The sequence below is a fragment of the Kitasatospora albolonga genome (assembly GCF_039535905.1).
GTDB classification, from domain to species: Bacteria; Actinomycetota; Actinomycetes; order Streptomycetales; family Streptomycetaceae; genus Kitasatospora; species Kitasatospora albolonga.
Genome location: NZ_BAAAYB010000149.1, coordinates 98,396 through 117,318 on the forward strand (window position 1 = coordinate 98,396; position 18,923 = coordinate 117,318).

Genomic DNA, 18,923 nt, shown 5'->3' on the forward strand with positions numbered 1-18,923 from the left:
CGTAAACCCCCGTCCCGGATAGCGGACGACTCTGTCAGAGATCGTTCGTTACGGGAAGGGTCTTGCGCGAATCGAGATGTTGATGGGCAGAATTCTTCCCTCGTCACACTCTCTGGGGGATGCCGAAATGACGGAGAACCAGTCCGGGCCCATGGTCCAGGTCTCTGACCTGCGACGGAGCTTCGGCAGCGGGGCCAATGAGGTGCATGCCCTTAGGGGCGTTTCCTTTATGGCCGAACGGGGGGAACTCACTGCCCTGAAGGGCAGGTCCGGTTCCGGTAAGACCACGCTGCTCAACCTCGTCGGCGGCCTCGACAGCGCCACCGGCGGAAGCATCGTCATCGACGGCACCGACCTCTCCGCGCTCGACGAGAACGGCCGGCTCGCCCTGCGGCGCGACCGCATCGGCTTCGTCTTCCAGTCCTTCGGCCTGCTGCCGGTGCTCACCGCCGCCGAGAACGTCGGCGTCCCGATGCGGCTGCGGCGGCTGCCCGCCGCCGAACGCGAGGAGCGCGTCCACACCCTCCTCGCCCTGGTCGGCCTGGCCGGCCACGCCGACCAGCTCCCCTCCGAACTCTCCGGCGGCCAGCAGCAACGCGTCGCCATCGCCCGCGCCCTCGCCAACGACCCCGCCCTGATCATCGCCGACGAGCCCACCGGCCAGCTCGACTCCGAGACCGGCCTCGCCGTCATGGACCTCCTGCGCGCCGTCGTCCACTCCCAGGGCGTCACCGCCCTGGTCGCCACCCACGACCCGACCCTGATGTCCCAGGCCGACCGCGTCCTCGAACTCCACGACGGCCGCATCGTCGAACCCGCGGTGGTGGACTGACGCCGCGTGACCGACCTCAGGTAGTCGCTCCCAGGTTCCGTCCGGGGGATTCCCAGGCTCTTCAAGGCGGTGGATCATCCGATCCTCAGAACCGCAGCCCAAGGTGGGAACCCCCGGACCCCTCTCGGCAGGAGCGCAGCCTTGAACCTCTGGCACCGCCTCGGCCTGGCCGCCGCCTTCAGCCTGCTGCTCGCCGTCACGCCCGCCGCCGCGCGCAACGCGACGCCCCCGGAGACCGCCCCCACCCCGCAGGCCCTCACCGCCGCGGAGGCGGTCACCGTCCCCGAGGCCGACCCGCCCTCCTCGCCCGCCCCCGCGCCCGTGCCCTCCCCCACCCCCGCGCCGTCTCCCGCCCCCGTCGCCGTCGTGTACGGCACCACCTCCACCGCACCGTCCGGCCCCGAGGCCGACCGCGTCGGCGTCCTCTCCTCCGGCGGCCACCACTTCTGCACGGCCAGCGTCATCGACAGCCCCGGCGGCACCCTGGCCGTCACCGCCGCCCACTGCCTGGACACCGCCGAAGGCGTCACCTTCACCCCCGCCTACCGCAACGGCGAAGCCCCGTACGGCACTTGGCGCGTCACCGCCGTCCACGCCACCGAGGCCTGGCAGGACTCCGAGGACCCGGACGAGGACTTCGCCCTGCTCGAGATCGCCCCCGACCCCACCACCGGCCGCACCATCGAGTCCGTCCTCGGCGGCACCCCGGTCGACTTCGCGGCCCCCCTCGCCGCCACCGCCCGCCTCTACGGCTACCCCGCCCGCACCGACACCCCGCTGCTCTGCACCAACACCACCACCGCCCAGTCCCCGACCCAACGCCGCATCGACTGCCCCTCCTACCCCGGCGGCACCAGCGGCGGCCCCTTCATCGACACCACCACCGGCCACCTCATCGGCATCATCGGCGGCCACCAACAGGGCGGCGACACCGAGGACACCTCCTACAGCCCCGCCCTCGGCCCCGACCTCCAGAACCTCTACCGGGAAGTCGCCGGCTGACCCCCCGTCACCGGCAGAGGAATCCGGGACACCCGCGCTGCGCGCCCCAAGACCCGGAACATGACGAAGGCCCAGACTGACCGATGGTCAATCTGGGCCTCTGTGGCACTTCTTGCGAAGTGCCCCCGGCAGGATTCGAACCTGCGCACCCGCCTCCGGAGGGCGGTGCTCTATCCCCTGAGCTACGGGGGCCTGCTGTGTCCCCTTGTGGCGACGGAGAGAACGTTACCAGGTCGGGGGAGTGGTCCGTGCACGGGTTTGGGAGGGGGCCGGCGGAAGGTGAGACGGATGTGGGGAAAAGGCCGGACGGGCGGGTGGGTGCGCGGCTACCCTCGGTGAGGTGTCCGGAGCCTCCGGGCGGGTCCTCGTGGTGGACGACAGCGAGGTGATCCGCCAGCTGATCAGAGTCAACCTGGAGCTTGAGGGCTTCGAGGTGGTGACCGCCGCCGACGGTGCGGAGTGCCTGGAGGTGGTCCGCCGGGTGGCGCCCGACGTGGTGACGCTGGACGTGATGATGCCGAGGCTCGACGGGCTGAAGACGGCGGCCCGGCTGCGGGCGGCGCCGGCCACCGCGCGGCTGCCGATCGCGATCGTGAGCGCCTGCGCCCCGGCCGAGTTGAGGCAGGGCCAGTCGGTGGGGGTGGACGGGTACCTGGGCAAGCCCTTCGACCCGGCCGATCTGGTGGCGCTGGTGCGCCGGTTGATGGCGATGAAGGTGAGCGACCCGGGCCGGCGGCAGCGGTTCGCGCACGGGTTCGGGGAGTAGGGGAAGCAGGGCGGGGCGTTCGCCGAGAGCGAACGCGGTCGCGGCGCGCACGTCTCAACCGGCAAACCAGGTGCGGCCCCCGGCCCCCTCTCGCCTAGGCTGGGGCCCGTGACACCCGCAGATCTCTCCCAGGCAGTCCAGGCCGCAGTGAGCGCCGCCATCGAGGCGGGCGAGCTGACCGTCGCCGTGCCCGAGCACGTGACGATCGAACGGCCCAAGAACAGGGACCACGGCGACTACGCCACCAACGTGGCCCTCCAGCTCGCGAAGCCGGCCGGCAAGCCGCCGCGAGCCGTCGCGGAGGCGCTGGCCGGGCGTTTCCGAGAGATCGCCGGTGTGTCGAAGGTGGACATCGCCGGTCCGGGCTTCCTCAACATCACGCTGGAGGACGCCACCCGTGGCGAGCTGGCGCGGAGCATCGTCGTGGCCGGCCCGGCGTACGGCCGGAACGACGCGCTCAAGGGTCTGAAGATCAACCTGGAGTTCGTCTCGGCGAACCCGACCGGCCCGATCCACATCGGCGGCGTCCGCTGGGCCGCGGTCGGCGACTCGCTGGCCCGGGTGCTCAAGGCGACCGGCGCCGAGGTGACCACCGAGTACTACCTGAACGACGCCGGCGTGCAGATCGGCAAGTTCGCCGCCTCGCTGCAGGCCGCCGCCAATGGCCGGCCCGCGCCGGAGGACGGCTACGTCGGCGAGTACATCGTCGACATCGCCAAGGTCCTGGTGGAGAACGTCCCCGGTGTGCTCGACCTCCCGGAGGACGAGCAGGTCCAGGTGTTCCGCACCGAGGGCCTCAACCTGATGGTCGCCGAGATCAAGCGCTCGATGGACGAGTTCGGCACCCACTTCGACACCTGGTTCTCCGAGAAGACCCTGCACGACTCCGGCGCGGTGGAGAAGTCCATCGAGCGGCTGCGCGAGCAGGGCCACGTCTTCGACCAGGAGGGTGCGATCTGGCTGCGCACCACCGACTTCGGCGACGACAAGGACCGCGTCCTGATCAAGGCCGACGGCGAGACCACCTACTTCGCCGCCGACGCCGCCTACTACCTGAGCAAGCGGGACCGCGGCAGCGAGGTCTCGGTCTACATGCTCGGCGCCGACCACCACGGCTACGTCAACCGCCTCAAGGCCATCGCCGCCTGCGCGGGCGACGACATGGACAAGAACATCGAGGTGATGATCGGTCAGTTCGTGAAGATGGTCCGGGACGGGCAGGAAGTCCGGATGTCCAAGCGGGCGGGCAACATCATCACGATCGACGACGTGGTCGAGTGGATCGGCGTGGACGCCGCCCGCTACTCGCTGGTGCGCTACCCCACCGACTCGACCATCACGCTCGACATCAACGTGCTGACCAGCCAGACCAACGAGAACCCGGTCTTCTACGTCCAGTACGCGCACGCCCGGATGTGCTCGGTGCAGCGGAACGCGGAGCAGAAGGGCATCGCCAAGGCCTCGGCCGAGGGCTTCAAGCCCGAGCTGCTCTCCACCGAGTGGGAGCGCGCCCTGCTCGGCCAGCTCGGCGAGTTCCCGCGGGTGCTGGCCCAGGCCGGCCAGTACCGCGAGCCGCACCACGTGGCCCGCTACCTGGAGGAAGTGGCCGGCGACTACCACCGGTTCTACGACAACTGCCAGATCCTGCCCAAGGGCGACGAGGAGGTCACCGACCTCACGCACGCCCGCCTCTGGCTGGCCGACGCCACGCGCACGGTCATCGCCAACGGCCTGACGCTCCTGGGCGTATCGACGCCCGAGCGGATGTAGACGCACCAACCCCCGAGAACCCAGGGGGCGGTGACGGTCCGTCAGGACGCGTCACCGCCCCTCCTCGTAAGGAAAAGCAGATGAGCCGCTCCGCCCACCCCGCCGGTCCCCGCCACGGGGACGTGCTGCCCGAGGGCCACTACCTGGCGCCCCCGGCCGACCTCAACGCGCTGGACCCGAAGGTCTGGTCGTCCACTGTCGCGCGCGGCGCCGACGGCGCCGTCACCGTCGGCGGGCTGGACGTGAAAGCGATCGCGGCGGAGCACGGCACCCCGGCGTACGTGATGGACGAGGCCGACTTCCGCGAGCGGGCCCGGGCCTGGCGGGACGCCTTCGGGCCCGGGGCGGACGTCTACTACGCGGGCAAGGCCTTCCTCTCCAAGGCGATCGTGCGCTGGCTGCACGAGGAGGGGCTGAACCTCGACGTGTGCAGCCCGGGCGAGCTGGCGGTGGCGCTGGCGGCCGGGATGCCGGGGGAGCGGATCGCGCTGCACGGCAACAACAAGACCGTCGAGGAGCTGGAGCAGGCGCTCAAGGCCGGGATCGGCCACGTGGTGCTGGACTCCTTCCAGGAGATCGAGCGGCTGGCCGCGGTGGCCGAGCGCCTGGGCGTCCGGCAGCCGGTGCTGATCCGGGTGACGGTCGGCGTCGAGGCGCACACCCACGAGTTCATCGCCACCGCGCACGAGGACCAGAAGTTCGGCCTCTCGCTGAACGGCGGCCGGGCCGCCGAGGCGGTGCGCCGCACCCTCGCCCACCCGAGCCTGGAGCTGCGCGGCATCCACAGCCACATCGGCTCGCAGATCTTCGACACGGCCGGCTTCGAGGTGGCCGCCCGCCGGGTGGTCGGCCTGCTGGCCGAGGTCCGGGACGAGCACGGGGTGGAGCTGCCCGAGATCGACCTGGGCGGCGGCCTGGGCATCGCGTACACCAGTGAGGACGACCCGCGCACGCCGGCCGAGATCGCCGCCTCGCTGGCGGACATCGTCCGCCGGGAGTGCGCGGCCGCCGGGCTGACCGCGCCGCGCCTGAGCGTGGAGCCGGGCCGGGCGATCGTCGGGCCGACCGCGTTCACCCTGTACCGGGTCGGTACGATCAAGCCCCTCGACGGACTGCGCACCTACGTCAGCGTCGACGGCGGGATGTCGGACAACATCCGCACCGCCCTGTACGACGCCGAGTACTCGGTGGCCCTGGTCTCCCGCACCAGCGAGGCCGCGCCGATGCTGGTCCGGGTGGTCGGCAAGCACTGCGAGTCCGGCGACATCGTGGTCCGCGACGCCTTCCTGCCCGCCGACCTGGCGGACGGGGACCTGATCGCCGTCCCCGCGACCGGCGCCTACTGCCGCTCGATGGCGAGCAACTACAACCACGCCCTCAAGCCCCCCGTGCTGGCCGTCAGGGACGGCTCGGCCCGGGTGATCGTCCGGCGCGAGACGGAGGAGGATCTCCTGCGTCTCGATATCGGATAGAGAAATCCTCGTCTCAGATCCTGGACCGGCCGTAGATCCGTGCGGCTGGTCCCGGAGACTGGTACGGACCGAATACCCTGCGGGCAGCGGCAACCGCCGACCATGGAGCCCGCCGGAATCCCCGAGAAAGCAGAGCGGAGTCGGATGATGCGTACGCGCCCGCTGAAGGTGGCGTTGCTGGGCTGTGGTGTGGTGGGCTCCGAGGTGGCGCGCATCATGACGACGCACAGCGCCGACCTCGCCGCGCGGATCGGCGCTCCGGTCGAGCTCGCCGGCATCGCGGTCCGCCGGGCCGGCCGGGCCCGCGCCGGGGTCCCCGAGGAGCTGCTCACCACCGACGCCGAGGCCCTGGTCGGCCGCGGCGACATCGACGTGGTGATCGAGGTGGTCGGCGGGATCGAGCCGTCCAAGAGCCTGATCCTCAAGGCCTTCGAGAACGGCGCCTCGGTGGTCTCGGCCAACAAGGCACTGCTCGCCAAGGACGGCACCGAGCTGCACGCGGCGGCCGCCGCGGCCGGCGTGGACCTCTACTACGAGGCCGCCGTCGCCGGTGCCATCCCGCTGATCCGCCCGCTGCGCGAGTCGCTGGCCGGCGACAAGGTGAACCGGGTGCTCGGGATCGTCAACGGCACCACCAACTTCATCATGGACAAGATGGACTCCACCGGCGCCGGGTACTCCGAGGCGCTGGAGGAGGCCACCGCGCTCGGCTACGCCGAGGCCGACCCGACCGCCGACGTGGAGGGCTTCGACGCCGCCGCCAAGGCCGCGATCCTGGCCGGCATCGCCTTCCACACCGAGGTCACCGCCGCGGACGTCTACCGCGAGGGCATCACCGAGGTCACCGCCGCCGACATCGCCTCCGCCAAGGAGATGGGCTGCGTGGTCAAACTGCTGGCCATCTGCGAGCGGGCCGCCGACGGCGAGTCGGTCACCGCCCGGGTGCACCCGGCGATGATCCCGCTCAGCCACCCGCTGGCCTCGGTCCGCGAGGCGTACAACGCGGTCTTCGTGGAGGCCGAGGCGGCCGGCCGGCTGATGTTCTACGGCCCGGGCGCCGGCGGCGCGCCGACCGCCTCGGCGGTGCTCGGCGACCTGGTCGCGGTCTGCCGCAACAAGCTCAACGGGGCCACCGGCCCGGGCGACTCGGTCTACAGCCAGCTGCCGGCCAAGCCGATGGACCAGGTGATCACCCGGTACCACGTCAGCCTGGACGTGGACGACCGGGCGGGCGTGCTGGCGCAGGTCGCCACCGTCTTCGCCGATCACGGGGTGTCCATCGACACCGTCCGCCAGCAGGGCCGCAGCGTGGGCGGCGACGAAGTCGCCTCCGTTGAGGGTGGTGGCGGGCGACGGGCGGGCGACGCCTCGCTCGTCGTGGTCACCCACCGCGCCACCGACGCCGCGCTGTCGGCGACGGTCGACAAGCTCCGCGCACTCGACAGCGTGCGCGGCGTGGCCAGCATCATGCGGGTTGAAGGGGAGTAGGAAGCACCATGAACGCCGTAGTCCAGAGCGGTCACACCCACCAGTGGCGCGGGCTCATCGAGGAGTACCGCGACCGTCTGCCGGTCACCGCCGCCACCCCCGTCGTCACCCTGCTGGAGGGCGGCACGCCGCTCGTCCCGGCCCAGGTCCTCTCCGAGCGCACCGGCTGCGAGGTCTACCTCAAGGTCGAGGGCGCCAACCCGACCGGCTCCTTCAAGGACCGCGGGATGACCATGGCGATCTCCAAGGCCAAGGAGGACGGCGCCCAGGCCGTCATCTGCGCCTCCACCGGCAACACCTCGGCCTCCGCCGCGGCGTACGCGGTGCGGGCCGGGATGGTCTCCGCCGTGCTGGTGCCGCAGGGCAAGATCGCGCTCGGCAAGATGGGCCAGGCCCTGGTGCACGGCGCGAAGATCCTCCAGGTGGACGGAAACTTCGACGACTGCCTCACCCTGGCGCGTGAACTCTCCGAGAAGTACCCGGTCGCCCTGGTCAACTCGGTGAACCCGGTGCGCATCGAGGGCCAGAAGACCGCCGCCTTCGAGATCGTCGACATGCTCGGCGACGCCCCGGACATCCACGTCCTGCCGGTCGGCAACGCGGGCAACATCACCGCCTACTGGAAGGGCTACACCGAGTACGCCAAGGACGGCCTCGCCGCCCGCACCCCGCGGATGTGGGGCTTCCAGGCGTCCGGCTCGGCCCCCATCGTGGACGGCGCCCCGGTGCTCAAGCCGCAGACCATCGCCACCGCGATCCGGATCGGCAACCCGGCCTCCTGGGACTACGCGCTGGCCGCCCGGGACGACTCCGGCGGCCTCATCGACAAGGTGACGGACCGTCAGATCCTGTCCGCCTACCGGCTGCTGGCCTCCCAGGAGGGCGTCTTCGTGGAGCCCGCCTCGGCCGCCTCGGTGGCCGGCCTGCTGGCCAAGGCGGAGGCCGGCCTGGTCGACCCGGGCCAGCGGATCGTCTGCACCGTGACCGGCAACGGCCTCAAGGATCCGGACTGGGCGGTGGCCGGCGCGCCGCAGCCGCAGATCGTCCCGATCGACCCCGAGGCGGCCGCCCGCCGTCTGGGGCTGCTGGACTGACACCGCGTCAACGGACGGGCCGCCCCTTTCGGGGGGTGGCCCGTCCGCGTCGTCGACGGGCTCCCGCACCTGATCGCGTGCCGTCAGGAACGGCACGCTTTCCGGCCAGATCCGGCAACACGGCAGATCGGAGGGGTGCGGGGTGTACCGCTGTGGAACCTCTCTTCGATAGTCTGGATCCAGCGGGCCGTGCCGCGTGCGGACGCGCCGCCCGCCGGGGGCGCCGACCTCAGGCCCCGCACACGTACCACCGCAGGCCCGCCCCCCAACCGGGCCGTCATCCCTCAGGAGAGTCCCACCACCATGGCTGGTCCCGCGTTCCGTGCTGCCGCCGTCCGGGTCCGGGTCCCCGCGACCAGTGCCAACCTCGGCCCCGGTTTCGACGCCTTCGGACTCGCCCTCGGCCTGTACGACGACGTGGTGGTCCGGGTGGCCGACAGCGGCCTCTCGGTGGACATCGCGGGCGAGGGGGCGGACTCCCTGCCGCGCGACGAACGGCACCTGATGGTCCGTTCGATGCGCGCCGCCTTCGACCGCCTCGGCGGCCAGCCGCGCGGCCTGGAGGTCGTCTGCGCCAACCGGATACCGCACGGCCGGGGCCTCGGCTCCTCCTCCGCGGCCATCTGCGCGGGCATCGTGGCCGCCCGGGCCGTCACCATCGGCGGCCCGTCCGCCCTGGACGACGACGCCCTGCTGGCCCTCGCCTCCGAGCTGGAGGGCCACCCCGACAACGTCGCGGCCTGCCTGCGCGGCGGCTTCACCATCGCCTGGACGGACGAGGAGTCGGCCAAGGCCGTCCGCCTGGAGCCGTCCTCCCGGGTCGTCCCGGTGGTCTTCATCCCCTCCACCGAGGTGCTCACCGAGACCGCCCGCGGCCTGCTGCCCAAGACCGTCCCGCTCGGTGACGCGGCCGTCAACGCGGGCCGCGCGGCCCTGCTCGTCGAGGCCCTGACGAACCGTCCGGAACTGCTGCTCGCCGCCACCGAGGACCGCCTGCACCAGGACTACCGCGCCTCCGCCATGCCCGGCAGCGCCGCCCTGGTGGGCGCCCTGCGCGCCGAGGGCGTGCCCGCCGTCATCTCCGGAGCCGGCCCCACGGTGCTGGCGCTGGCGGACGAGGCCGGAGCCGAGAAGCTGCTCTCCTTCGCGGGCCCGGACTTCGCCGCGCACCGGCTGGACCTGGACGCCACCGGCGCCCAGGTGCTCCCGCTGGACGGCTGAGCGGTTCGCCCGCGCGGACACGATTGACGAGAACAGGGCCGGGGAATGTGTCAGGGGGTCGGTAGTGTTAACCTCATTGCTGCACCAGATGCCCTCCGGGGTGCGGTGCGCCGCGTCCCGATCCCGCCCTCCCACAGCTGCGGCCAGTCCGCACGAGTGGGGCCGTGGCCGAACGGGACCACGATCCTCCGGGACCCCTCCGCAGCGCGTACGCAGCCTGCCTGCGCGGATGCGGCCGTATCCCGAAGCCGTGACGGCACCTGACTCCCTCCCGCGGCCTCCCACGTAGCACCGCGCCCGGATGGGGCCCGGTCGCCGTGACGCGACGGGGGCCCGGGAATCGCGGGCAGCGGGGTCGGCACGAAGCCCGGCCCGCGCCACTTCGCACCACCGTGCACATCGCAGCTCTTCCCCGATTGGCAGAGCCATTCGGGGGATCACCGCCTCGGACCGACGCAGTCGAGCGTTGGTCAGGACAGCACAACCGGTCGCCGAGCCAGACAGGCCGACGTCCGCTCCAGGGAAGGACCCTTAGTGAGCGACTCCACCGATCTGATGGGCGCGCGCCCGGACGCCGAGGCGTCGGACGCGGCCAACGCCCCCGCGGCCCCGGCGCGGCGCCGTCGTACCGCCGCCGCGGGCCTGGACGGCCTGGTCCTGGCCGAGCTGCAGAAGCTCGCCTCGACCCTCGGGATCAGCGGTACCGGACGCCTCCGCAAGAGCCAGCTGATCGAGGCCATCAAGGAGAAGAGCGGCGGAGACCCGCTGCTCGCCGGTGCCGCCGCGCCCGCCGCCGCGCCGGCCAAGCGGACCACCAAGGCCGCCGCCGCTGCCGAGGCGCCCGCCGCCGAGGCCGCTCCGGCCGCCGAGCAGGCTCCGCCGCGGGCCGCCCGCCGCACGGCCAAGGCCGCCGCCGCGGCTCCGGCCGCCGAGCCGCAGGCCCAGATCGAGATCCCGGTGCAGGCCGCCGCCGAGACCGGTGCCGCCCCGGCCCGGACCGAGCGCACCCGCCGCCGGGCCACCTCGGCCGCCGGCGCTCCGGCCGCCGAGGCCGCCGAGTCCGGCACCGTGGTCGCCGAGGCCCGGACCGAGACCCGCACTGCCGACGGCGAGGCGCGCACCGAGACCCGCCGCGACCGCCGTGACCGGCGCGACCGCCGCGAGGGTGGCGAGCGCACCGAGGTGGCCGAGGGCCAGGACGGCGAGGGCCGCGAGTCCCGCCGCGAGCGCCGCAACCGCCGGGACCGCGCCGAGCGCGGTGACCGCCAGCAGGGCGGGCAGCAGACCCAGCAGCAGGACGGCGGCCAGCAGCAGAGCCGTCAGCCCGCCGCACAGCCGCAGTCGCAGCCGCAGGTCGCCCAGGGCGGCTTCGACGACGACGAGTTCGGCGACGGCCGCCGCGGCCGCCGGGGCCGTTACCGCGACCGCCGCGGCCGCAGCGGCCGCCGCGACGGCTTCGAGGCCGGCCCGGCCGAGGTGCAGGTCAACGACGACGACGTCCTGATCCCGGTCGCGGGCATCCTGGACATCCTCGACAACTACGCCTTCGTCCGGACCTCCGGCTACCTGCCGGGGCAGAACGACGTCTACGTCTCGCTCGCCCAGGTCCGCAAGAACGGCCTGCGCAAGGGTGACGCCATCACCGGTGCGGTGCGCCAGCCGCGCGACGGCGAGCGCCGCGAGAAGTTCAACGCCATGGTGCGGCTGGACTCCGTCAACGGCACCGACCCGGACCAGGCGCGCAACCGCCCGGAGTTCGGCAAGCTGACCCCGCTCTACCCGCAGGAGCGCCTGCGGCTGGAGACCGACCCGGGCATCCTGACCACCCGGATCATCGACCTGGTCTCGCCCATCGGCAAGGGCCAGCGCGGTCTGATCGTCGCCCCGCCGAAGACCGGCAAGACGATGATCATGCAGTCGATCGCCAACGCGATCACCACCAACAACCCCGAGTGCCACCTGATGGTCGTCCTGGTCGACGAGCGTCCGGAAGAGGTCACCGACATGCAGCGGTCGGTCAAGGGCGAGGTCATCTCCTCGACCTTCGACCGCCCGGCCGAGGACCACACCGTCGTCGCCGAGCTGGCCATCGAGCGCGCCAAGCGCCTGGTCGAGCTGGGCCACGACGTGGTCATCCTGCTGGACTCGATCACCCGCCTCGGCCGCGCCTACAACCTGGCGGCGCCGGCCTCCGGCCGCATCCTGTCCGGTGGTGTCGACTCGACCGCGCTCTACCCGCCGAAGAAGTTCTTCGGCGCCGCGCGCAACATCGAGAACGGCGGCTCGCTGACCATCCTCGCCACCGCCCTGGTGGAGACCGGCTCGCGCGCCGACGAGGTCGTCTTCGAGGAGTTCAAGGGCACCGGCAACATGGAGCTCCGGCTCGACCGCAAGCTCTCGGACAAGCGCATCTTCCCGGCCGTGGACGTGGACGCCTCCAGCACCCGCAAGGACGAGATCCTGCTGGGCAGCGAGGAGCTCGCGATCACCTGGAAGCTCCGCCGCGTGCTGCACGCGCTCGACTCGCAGCAGGCCATGGAGCTGCTGCTGGACAAGCTCAAGCAGACCAAGAGCAACGCCGAGTTCCTGATGCAGATCGCCAAGAGCACGCCGGGCTCCGGCGACTGACGATCCGCACTCCGAGGACCCCGGGACGCAACCGCGACCCGGGGTCCTCGCGTCTTCTCAGGCAGTTCTAAGAAAGGGACTTATCGGTATTCGGTTCGCTTATGCTCGGATTGAGGTCATACCGACCAGAGCCCCCCTGAGAGTGAGGACGAGAGGCGATATGGCCGAGCACCGACGCAGGGTCGTCTCCCGCAAGGTCCGACTACGACGGACCGTGGTGTGCAGCGTCGCGGGGCTGCTGGTGCTGGGCGGCGGCGCCGCCGGGTACGCGTACTGGAAGCTGAACGGGAACATCAAGGGCGTCGACATCAACGCCCAGCTGGGCGCCTCCCGCCCGCCCGCCTCGACCGACGGCTCCTTCAACGTCCTGGTGCTGGGCTCCGACTCCCGGGGCGGCGCCAACGGGAACCTCGCGGGCGGGAACACGGACGGCACCGCCCGTTCCGACACCGCGATGGTGGTCCACGTCAACCAGGACCACACCGCCGGGCAGGTGGTCTCGATACCCAGGGACACCCTGGTGTCCCGCCCCGCCTGCACCGCCAAGGACGGCAAGACCGTCCCCGCCGCGAAGAGCGCGATGTTCAACTCCGCCTTCGAGGCGGGCGGCCCGGCCTGCGCCGTGAAGACCACCGAGCAGCTCACCGGGCTGCGGATGGACCACTACGTCGAGATCGACTTCGCCGGCTTCGCGGGCCTGATCGACGCGATCGGCGGGGTGGACGTGACCACCACGGTGCCGATCGACGACAAGGACAGCGGCCTGCACCTGGAGGCCGGTGCCCACCACCTGGGCGGCGAGCAGGCGCTGGCCTTCGTCCGCACCCGGCACGGGGTCGGCGACGGCAGTGACCTGGGCCGGATCGAGCTGCAGAAGCAGATGGTGAAGTCGATCCTCGCCCAGACCAAGAGCCTGGGGCTGACCACCAACCCGGCCAAGCTGTTCTCGGTGGCGGACAAGCTCACCAAGTCCGTCACCACCGACTCCGACCTGGCCTCGGTGAGCGCGCTGACGGGCCTGGCCGAGAGCCTCAAGGGCATCGGCCCGGACGAGCTGAGCATGGTCACCCTGCCGGTCGTCACCGCCCCCAGCGACCCGAACCGGGTGATCCCGGCCGAGCCCCGGGCCGCCCAGCTCTGGACGGCGCTGAAGAACGACCAGCCGGTGCCCGCGTCGGTCCTGGCCGAGCAGCCCGCCAACCCGGCCCAGGCCACCCCGTCCGCGACCCCCAAGGCCTCCCGGGCCAAGCGCTGAGGCCTTCCCGGCGGAGCCGGAATACCCGGGGGTGCAACCCGGTTTGGGAAGATGCGCCCAGTCCTGGCAGACTGGTCCGTCGGTCCCGGTTCACGTGCGGCTGTCAGCCGCCGACCCGGTGCCCTCCCGATCACTAGGAGATCCCCTTGAAGCCCAACGTTCACCCCGAGTACGTGGTCACGCACGTCACCTGCACCTGTGGCAACGAGTTCACCACTCGTTCGACCGAGACTTCCGGCGTCATTCGCGCCGAGGTCTGCTCCGCGTGCCACCCGTTCTACACCGGCAAGCAGAAGATCCTGGACACCGGTGGCCGTGTCGCCCGCTTCGAGGCCCGCTTCGGCAAGAAGCTCTCGGTCAAGCAGGACGACTAGCGTCCGTACGGCGCCGGTTCCGGTCGCGCCCCTTCGGGGGTGCGTCCGGACCGGCGCCGTTCGCGTCCCTCCCCTTCTCGCAGCATCCCCCACCACCCGGAAGTAGGCCCACCCGATGTTCGAGGCAGTCGAAGAGCTCCTCGTCGAGCACGCCGGCCTCGAGGCGAGGCTGGCCGACCCCGCCGTCCACGCCGACCAGGCCAACGCCCGCAAGCTGGCCAAGCGGTACGCCGAGCTGACCCCGATCACCCGGACGTACCTGGCCTGGAGGCAGGCCGGCGAGGACATCGTCGCGGCCCGTGAACTGGCCGCCGAGGACTCGGACTTCATCGCCGAGGTGAAGGCGTCCGAGGTCCGCCAGGGCGAGCTGACGGAGGAGCTGCGGCTGCTGCTGGTGCCGCGCGACCCCAATGACGACAAGGACGTCATCCTGGAGGTCAAGGCCGGCGAGGGCGGCGAGGAGTCCGCGCTGTTCGCCGGGGACCTGCTCCGGATGTACCTGCGGTTCGCCGAGCGGGTCGGCTGGAAGACCGAGATCATCGACGCCAACGAGTCCGACCTCGGCGGCTACAAGGACGTCTCGGTCGCCGTGAAGACCAAGGGGAACGCCGAGCCCGGCCAGGGCGTCTGGGCCCGGCTCAAGTACGAGGGCGGCGTGCACCGGGTGCAGCGCGTCCCGGCCACCGAGTCGCAGGGCCGCATCCACACCTCGGCGGCGGGCGTGCTGGTCACCCCGGAGGCCGAGGAGGTCGAGGTGGAGATCCACGCCAACGACCTGCGGATCGACGTCTACCGCTCCTCCGGCCCGGGCGGGCAGTCCGTCAACACCACCGACTCGGCGGTCCGGATCACCCACCTGCCGACCGGTATCGTGGCGTCCTGCCAGAACGAGAAGAGCCAGCTGCAGAACAAGGAGCAGGCCATGCGCATCCTGCGTTCGCGGCTGCTCGCCGCCGCGCAGGAGGCGGCCGAGCAGGAGGCCTCGGACGCCCGGCGCAGCCAGGTCCGCACGGTGGACCGCTCGGAGCGCATCCGGACGTACAACTTCCCGGAGAACCGCATCTCGGACCACCGCACCGGCTTCAAGTCGTACAACCTGGACCAGGTGCTGGACGGCGAGCTCAACGCGGTGATCCAGTCCTGCGTGGACGCCGACGCGGCGGCCAAGCTGGCCGCCGCGCAGGAGAACTGACCCGAGGGGTGTGGACGGATGAACCTGCTGCTCGCCGAGGTGGCCCAGGCCACCCAGCGGTTGGCCGCGGCCGGGGTGCCGTCGCCGCGCTTCGACGCGGAGGAGCTCGCCGCCCACGTCCACAACGTCAAGCGCAGCCAGCTGCACACGGTGAAGGACGGCGACTTCGACGCCCGGTACTGGGAGGCCGTCTCGCGCCGTGAGGCGCGCGAGCCGCTCCAGCACATCACCGGGCGGGCGTTCTTCCGCTACCTGGAGCTGGAGGTCGGCCCCGGGGTGTTCGTGCCCCGGCCGGAGACCGAGACCGTGGTCGAGTGGGCCATAGACGCCGTCCGCGACATGGACGTGGCCGAGCCGCTGGTGGTCGACCTGTGCACCGGCTCCGGCGCCATCGCGCTCGCCCTGGCGCAGGAGCTGCCGCGCTCCACCGTGCACGCCTTCGAGCTGGACGAGGGCGCACTCGCCTACACCCGGCGCAACGTCGAGGCCAGCTCCGACCGGGCCCGCGTGGTGCTGCACCAGGGCGACGCCACCCGCGCCTTCGAGGACGACCGCTCCTGGGACGGCCGCTTCGACCTGGTGATCTCCAACCCGCCGTACATCCCGCTCACCGAGTGGGAGTACGTCGCACCCGAGGCCCGCGACCACGACCCGCAGATGGCGCTGTTCTCCGGCGAGGACGGCCTGGACGCGATCCGCGGCATCGAGCGGGTGGCCGCCCGCCTGCTGCGGCCCGGGGGAGTGGTGGTCATCGAGCACGCCGACACCCAGGGCGGCCAGGTGCCGTGGGTGTTCCGCGAGGAGAGCGGCTGGACCGACGCCGCCGACCACCGGGACCTCAACAACCGGCCACGCTTCACAACAGCCCGAAGGGCGTCGTTGTGACAGTCGGGCACAGCACAACAGCCCGAAGGGCGTCGTTGTGACCATCGAGCACGGCACCACGGCCCGCAAGGCCTCGCTGTGACGCCGCTTTTGACGACCTGTCAGCTTTCCGAGAGGGGACCGCACCGATGAGCCGCCGCTACGACTGCGCAGACGCAGCCGACCGCGAGACCGGGCTGCGCGAGGCCGCTTCGGCGGTCCGCCGGGGCGAGCTGGTGGTGCTGCCGACCGACACGCTCTACGGCATCGGCGCGGACGCCTTCAGCCCGGAGGCGGTCTCGCACCTGCTGGACGCCAAGGGCCGCGGCCGGAACATGCCCTCCCCGGTGCTGGTCGGCTCGCCGACCACGCTGCACGGGCTGGTCACCGACTTCTCCGAGCAGGCCTGGGAGCTGGTCGACGCGTTCTGGCCGGGCGGGCTGACCCTGGTCGCCAAGCACCAGCCCTCGCTGCGCTGGGACCTGGGCGACACCCGGGGCACGGTGGCCGTCCGGATGCCGCTGCACCCCGTCGCGCTGGAGCTGCTGAACAACGTCGGCCCGATGGCCGTCTCCAGCGCCAACAAGACCGGCGGCCCCTCGCCGTCCACCTGCGACGACGCCTACAACCAGCTCGGCGACTCGGTCGCCGTCTACCTGGACGGCGGCAACGCCGACTTCGGCCAGGCGTCCAGCATCGTCGACGTCACGGGCAAGGTCCCGGTCCTGCTGCGGGCCGGCGCGATCAGCGCCGAGCAGCTGAGGGAGGTCGTCCCCGACCTGGAGGCCGGCAGTTGACAGCGGCCTCGCTGTACGGGGCCGACGCCGCCATACCCGGCGGTGCGCTGCCCGGGCCCGGCTACGTCACCGTCGCGCCCCGGCCGCTGGACACCTTCCGCATCCTCTTCGTCTGCACCGGCAACGTCTGCCGCTCGCCGATCGCCGAGCGGCTGACCCGGCACGAGCTGGACGCCCGGCTGGCCGCGGTGGCGGCCGGCCGGTTCGTGGTGGAGAGCGCCGGGACGTGGGGGCACGAGGGCGCGCCGATGGAGGCGCACGCCGCCACCGTGCTCGGTGAGTACGGGGTGGCCTCGGACAACTTCGCCGGGCGCGAGCTGCTCGACGAGCACGTGATCGACGCGGACCTGGTGCTGACCGCCACCCTGGACCACCGCGCCCAGGTGATCTCGATGGGGCACGCGGCGGGCCTGCGCACCTTCACCATCAAGGAGTTCACCCGGCTGGTGCGGCGGATCGACCCGTCCACCCTGCCGGACCCGCGCAGCGGCGCCCAGGCCACCGAGCGGGCCCGGGCGCTGGTGCGCTCGGCCGCCGCGCTGCGCGGCTGGCTGCTGGCCTCCTCCCCGGAGTCGGACGAGGTGGACGACCCGTACGGCGCGCCGATCGGGATGTTCCGCAACTGCGGCGAGGAGATATTCGACGCCCTCGACCCGGTGGTGACGGCGCTGACCGGCGTGGCCCGCTGACGCTGCCGCCGCCGCGGGGGTCCCCCGGCCGGGCGAGGCCCGGTTGGGTGCGTTGACGGGCCGTCGGGTGCGGCCCGTCCTACGCTGGTGGTGCCGCCCCACCGCGCCGCCGCCCGGGAGCACCCCATGACCGTCACCTCCGATGTGCAGCTCTCCTGGGAGGCGCCCGCCGCGCTGCGGCTGGCGGACCCTCAGATGGCCGACCTGCTGGCCGCCGAGGCCGGGCGCAGGGCCGAGACGATCCAGCTCCTGGCGGGGGAGAACCTGACCAGCCGGGCGGTGCTGGCGGCGCTGTCCGGGCCGCTGGTGGACAAGTACGCCGAGGGCTACCCGGGCCGCCGCCACCACGCCGGCTGCTCGCTGGCGGACGCCGCCGAGCTGCTCGCGGTGGACCGGGCCAAGCGGCTGTTCGGCGCCGAGCACGCCAACGTCCAGCCCCGGTCCGGCACTTCGGCGGTGCTGGCCTCGTACGCGGCGCTGCTGCGGCCCGGTGACGTGGTGCTGGCGATGTCGCTGGAGCACGGCGGGCACCTGAGCTGCGGCTCCAAGGCGAACTTCTCCGGCCGCTGGTTCGACTTCATCGGCTACGGCGTCCACGAGCAGGACCACCTGGTGGACTACGAGCAGGTGCGCGAACTGGCCCGGCTGCACCGTCCCAAGGCGATCATCGCGGGTGGCATCTCCTACCCCCGGCACCTGGACTGGCGGGCCTTCCGGGAGATCGCCGACGAGGTGGACGCCTACCTGATCGCCAACGTCTCCCAGGTCACCGGTCTGGTGGCGGCCGGCCTGGCGCCCTCGCCGGTGCCGTACGCGGACGTCACCGTGGCGGCCACCCACAAGCTGCTGCGCGGGCCGCGCGGCGGGCTGCTGCTGTGCGGGGAGGAGCTGGCCGAGCGGGTGGACCGGGCGGTCTTCCCGTTCAGCCAGGGCGGGGCGGCGATGAACGAGGTGGCGGCCAAGGCGGTGGCGTTCGCGCAGGCGGACACGCCGGAGTTCGGGGTGTACCTGCGGCGTGCGGTGGACGGTGCGCGCTCCTTGGCCCGGGAGCTGGGCCTGGCGGGGGCCGCACCGCTGACCGGCGGGACCGACACCCACCTGGTGACCGCGGACGTCGGTCCGCTCGGCCTGACCGGCCTGGAGGCCGAACGCCGCTGCGCGGCCGCCGGACTGGTGCTCGGCAAGTGCGCACTCCCGTACGACCCGGCGCCCGCCGCGGTTGGCTCCGGCATCCGGCTCGGCACCGGCGCCGCGGCGGCCCAGGGGATGGCCGTCGAGACCATGGCCGAGCTGGGCGGACTCATCGGGCGGCTGCTCACGGCGGGCCCCGATCCGGCGGTCGGGGCGCGGGTGCGGGCCATCGCCGGGGAGCTCGCGCGGAGCTGACGGGGCGCCGGATCCAGGGCGATCCGGGGCTGTTTCCCGGATCGGGCACCCGGTAAGGCGAACCGCGGTGCACACGCGGCGCGTCCGACTCAA

General features: G+C 72.4%; 16 protein-coding genes and 1 tRNA gene. 16 read left to right on the top strand and 1 reads right to left on the bottom strand.

The genetic code is table 11. The features are described from left to right. The first annotated feature begins 127 nt into the window (after nucleotides 1-127). Together ABD946_RS36885 and ABD946_RS36890 are read left to right on the top strand one after the other, a co-directional pair. On the top strand, nucleotides 128-832 hold the full coding sequence (locus ABD946_RS36885; protein ID WP_345290087.1) for an ABC transporter ATP-binding protein: 705 nt from the start codon (nucleotides 128-130) through the stop codon (nucleotides 830-832). A 141-nt stretch (nucleotides 833-973) separates the two neighbouring features. Then, a complete protein-coding gene (locus tag ABD946_RS36890; RefSeq protein ID WP_345290088.1) occupies nucleotides 974-1,834 on the top strand; it encodes a trypsin-like serine peptidase in 861 nt (286 codons plus the stop codon). A 120-nt stretch (nucleotides 1,835-1,954) separates the two neighbouring features. On the opposite strand, the gene ABD946_RS36895 is transcribed toward ABD946_RS36890, so the two are convergent. After that, nucleotides 1,955-2,026: transfer RNA gene (locus tag ABD946_RS36895), tRNA-Arg, on the bottom strand. A gap of 148 nt (nucleotides 2,027-2,174) precedes the next feature. Between ABD946_RS36895 and ABD946_RS36900 the strand changes: the two genes are divergently transcribed. The 14 genes from ABD946_RS36900 to ABD946_RS36965 all read left to right on the top strand — a co-directional run bounded on the left by ABD946_RS36900 (nucleotide 2,175) and on the right by ABD946_RS36965 (nucleotide 18,830). Next, on the top strand, nucleotides 2,175-2,600 hold the full coding sequence (locus tag ABD946_RS36900) for a response regulator (protein ID WP_345290089.1): 426 nt from the start codon (nucleotides 2,175-2,177) through the stop codon (nucleotides 2,598-2,600). A gap of 108 nt (nucleotides 2,601-2,708) precedes the next feature. Continuing rightward, on the top strand, nucleotides 2,709-4,370 hold the full coding sequence (gene argS, locus ABD946_RS36905; RefSeq protein WP_345290090.1) for an arginine--tRNA ligase: 1,662 nt from the start codon (nucleotides 2,709-2,711) through the stop codon (nucleotides 4,368-4,370). An 80-nt stretch (nucleotides 4,371-4,450) separates the two neighbouring features. After that, on the top strand, nucleotides 4,451-5,842 hold the full coding sequence (gene lysA / locus ABD946_RS36910) for a diaminopimelate decarboxylase (RefSeq protein WP_345290091.1): 1,392 nt from the start codon (nucleotides 4,451-4,453) through the stop codon (nucleotides 5,840-5,842). A gap of 147 nt (nucleotides 5,843-5,989) precedes the next feature. Beyond that, entirely contained in the window at nucleotides 5,990-7,330 is a 1,341-nt protein-coding gene (locus ABD946_RS36915; protein WP_345290249.1) for a homoserine dehydrogenase, read from the top strand. An 8-nt stretch (nucleotides 7,331-7,338) separates the two neighbouring features. Continuing rightward, on the top strand, nucleotides 7,339-8,424 hold the full coding sequence (gene thrC / locus ABD946_RS36920; RefSeq protein WP_345290093.1) for a threonine synthase: 1,086 nt from the start codon (nucleotides 7,339-7,341) through the stop codon (nucleotides 8,422-8,424). A 303-nt stretch (nucleotides 8,425-8,727) separates the two neighbouring features. Further along, nucleotides 8,728-9,645 (top strand): homoserine kinase, encoded by a 918-nt coding sequence (gene thrB / locus ABD946_RS36925; protein ID WP_345290094.1) that lies wholly within the window; start codon nucleotides 8,728-8,730, stop codon nucleotides 9,643-9,645. 534 nt (nucleotides 9,646-10,179) lie between these two features. Next, nucleotides 10,180-12,273 carry a transcription termination factor Rho gene (gene rho, locus ABD946_RS36930; RefSeq protein WP_345290095.1) on the top strand — a complete coding sequence of 698 codons (2,094 nt, stop codon included), beginning with the start codon at nucleotides 10,180-10,182 and terminating at the stop codon, nucleotides 12,271-12,273. Between the two features lie 160 nt (nucleotides 12,274-12,433). Then, nucleotides 12,434-13,528, top strand: a complete 1,095-nt coding sequence (locus ABD946_RS36935) for an LCP family protein (RefSeq protein WP_345290096.1) — start codon at nucleotides 12,434-12,436, stop codon at nucleotides 13,526-13,528. Between the two features lie 146 nt (nucleotides 13,529-13,674). After that, nucleotides 13,675-13,902: a 50S ribosomal protein L31 gene (rpmE, locus tag ABD946_RS36940; protein ID WP_345290098.1), complete on the top strand. Its 228-nt coding sequence runs from the start codon at nucleotides 13,675-13,677 to the stop codon at nucleotides 13,900-13,902. 115 nt (nucleotides 13,903-14,017) lie between these two features. Beyond that, nucleotides 14,018-15,094 carry a peptide chain release factor 1 gene (prfA, locus tag ABD946_RS36945; protein ID WP_345290099.1) on the top strand — a complete coding sequence of 359 codons (1,077 nt, stop codon included), beginning with the start codon at nucleotides 14,018-14,020 and terminating at the stop codon, nucleotides 15,092-15,094. Between the two features lie 18 nt (nucleotides 15,095-15,112). Further along, the gene (gene prmC, locus ABD946_RS36950) at nucleotides 15,113-15,979 is read left to right on the top strand and encodes a peptide chain release factor N(5)-glutamine methyltransferase (protein WP_345290100.1); all 867 of its coding nucleotides are present in this window, start codon (nucleotides 15,113-15,115) and stop codon (nucleotides 15,977-15,979) included. Between the two features lie 128 nt (nucleotides 15,980-16,107). Then, entirely contained in the window at nucleotides 16,108-16,755 is a 648-nt protein-coding gene (locus ABD946_RS36955; protein ID WP_345290101.1) for an L-threonylcarbamoyladenylate synthase, read from the top strand. A gap of 47 nt (nucleotides 16,756-16,802) precedes the next feature. Continuing rightward, nucleotides 16,803-17,444 carry an arsenate reductase/protein-tyrosine-phosphatase family protein gene (locus tag ABD946_RS36960; protein WP_345290250.1) on the top strand — a complete coding sequence of 214 codons (642 nt, stop codon included), beginning with the start codon at nucleotides 16,803-16,805 and terminating at the stop codon, nucleotides 17,442-17,444. 126 nt (nucleotides 17,445-17,570) lie between these two features. Beyond that, the gene (locus ABD946_RS36965) at nucleotides 17,571-18,830 is read left to right on the top strand and encodes a serine hydroxymethyltransferase (RefSeq protein WP_345290103.1); all 1,260 of its coding nucleotides are present in this window, start codon (nucleotides 17,571-17,573) and stop codon (nucleotides 18,828-18,830) included. The last annotated feature ends 93 nt before the right edge of the window (nucleotides 18,831-18,923 follow it).

Bases quoted from the DNA above. Each gene is read 5' to 3' on its own strand.
- ABD946_RS36885 (WP_345290087.1), top strand. From the start codon at position 128: ATGACGGAGAACCAGTCCGGGCCCATGGTCCAGGTCTCTGACCTGCGA.
- lysA (WP_345290091.1), top strand. From the start codon at position 4,451: ATGAGCCGCTCCGCCCACCCCGCCGGTCCCCGCCACGGGGACGTGCTG.
- ABD946_RS36915 (WP_345290249.1), top strand. From the start codon at position 5,990: ATGCGTACGCGCCCGCTGAAGGTGGCGTTGCTGGGCTGTGGTGTGGTG.
- thrC (WP_345290093.1), top strand. From the start codon at position 7,339: ATGAACGCCGTAGTCCAGAGCGGTCACACCCACCAGTGGCGCGGGCTC.
- thrB (WP_345290094.1), top strand. From the start codon at position 8,728: ATGGCTGGTCCCGCGTTCCGTGCTGCCGCCGTCCGGGTCCGGGTCCCC.
- ABD946_RS36935 (WP_345290096.1), top strand. From the start codon at position 12,434: ATGGCCGAGCACCGACGCAGGGTCGTCTCCCGCAAGGTCCGACTACGA.
- prfA (WP_345290099.1), top strand. From the start codon at position 14,018: ATGTTCGAGGCAGTCGAAGAGCTCCTCGTCGAGCACGCCGGCCTCGAG.
- prmC (WP_345290100.1), top strand. From the start codon at position 15,113: ATGAACCTGCTGCTCGCCGAGGTGGCCCAGGCCACCCAGCGGTTGGCC.
- ABD946_RS36955 (WP_345290101.1), top strand. From the start codon at position 16,108: ATGAGCCGCCGCTACGACTGCGCAGACGCAGCCGACCGCGAGACCGGG.
- ABD946_RS36965 (WP_345290103.1), top strand. From the start codon at position 17,571: ATGACCGTCACCTCCGATGTGCAGCTCTCCTGGGAGGCGCCCGCCGCG.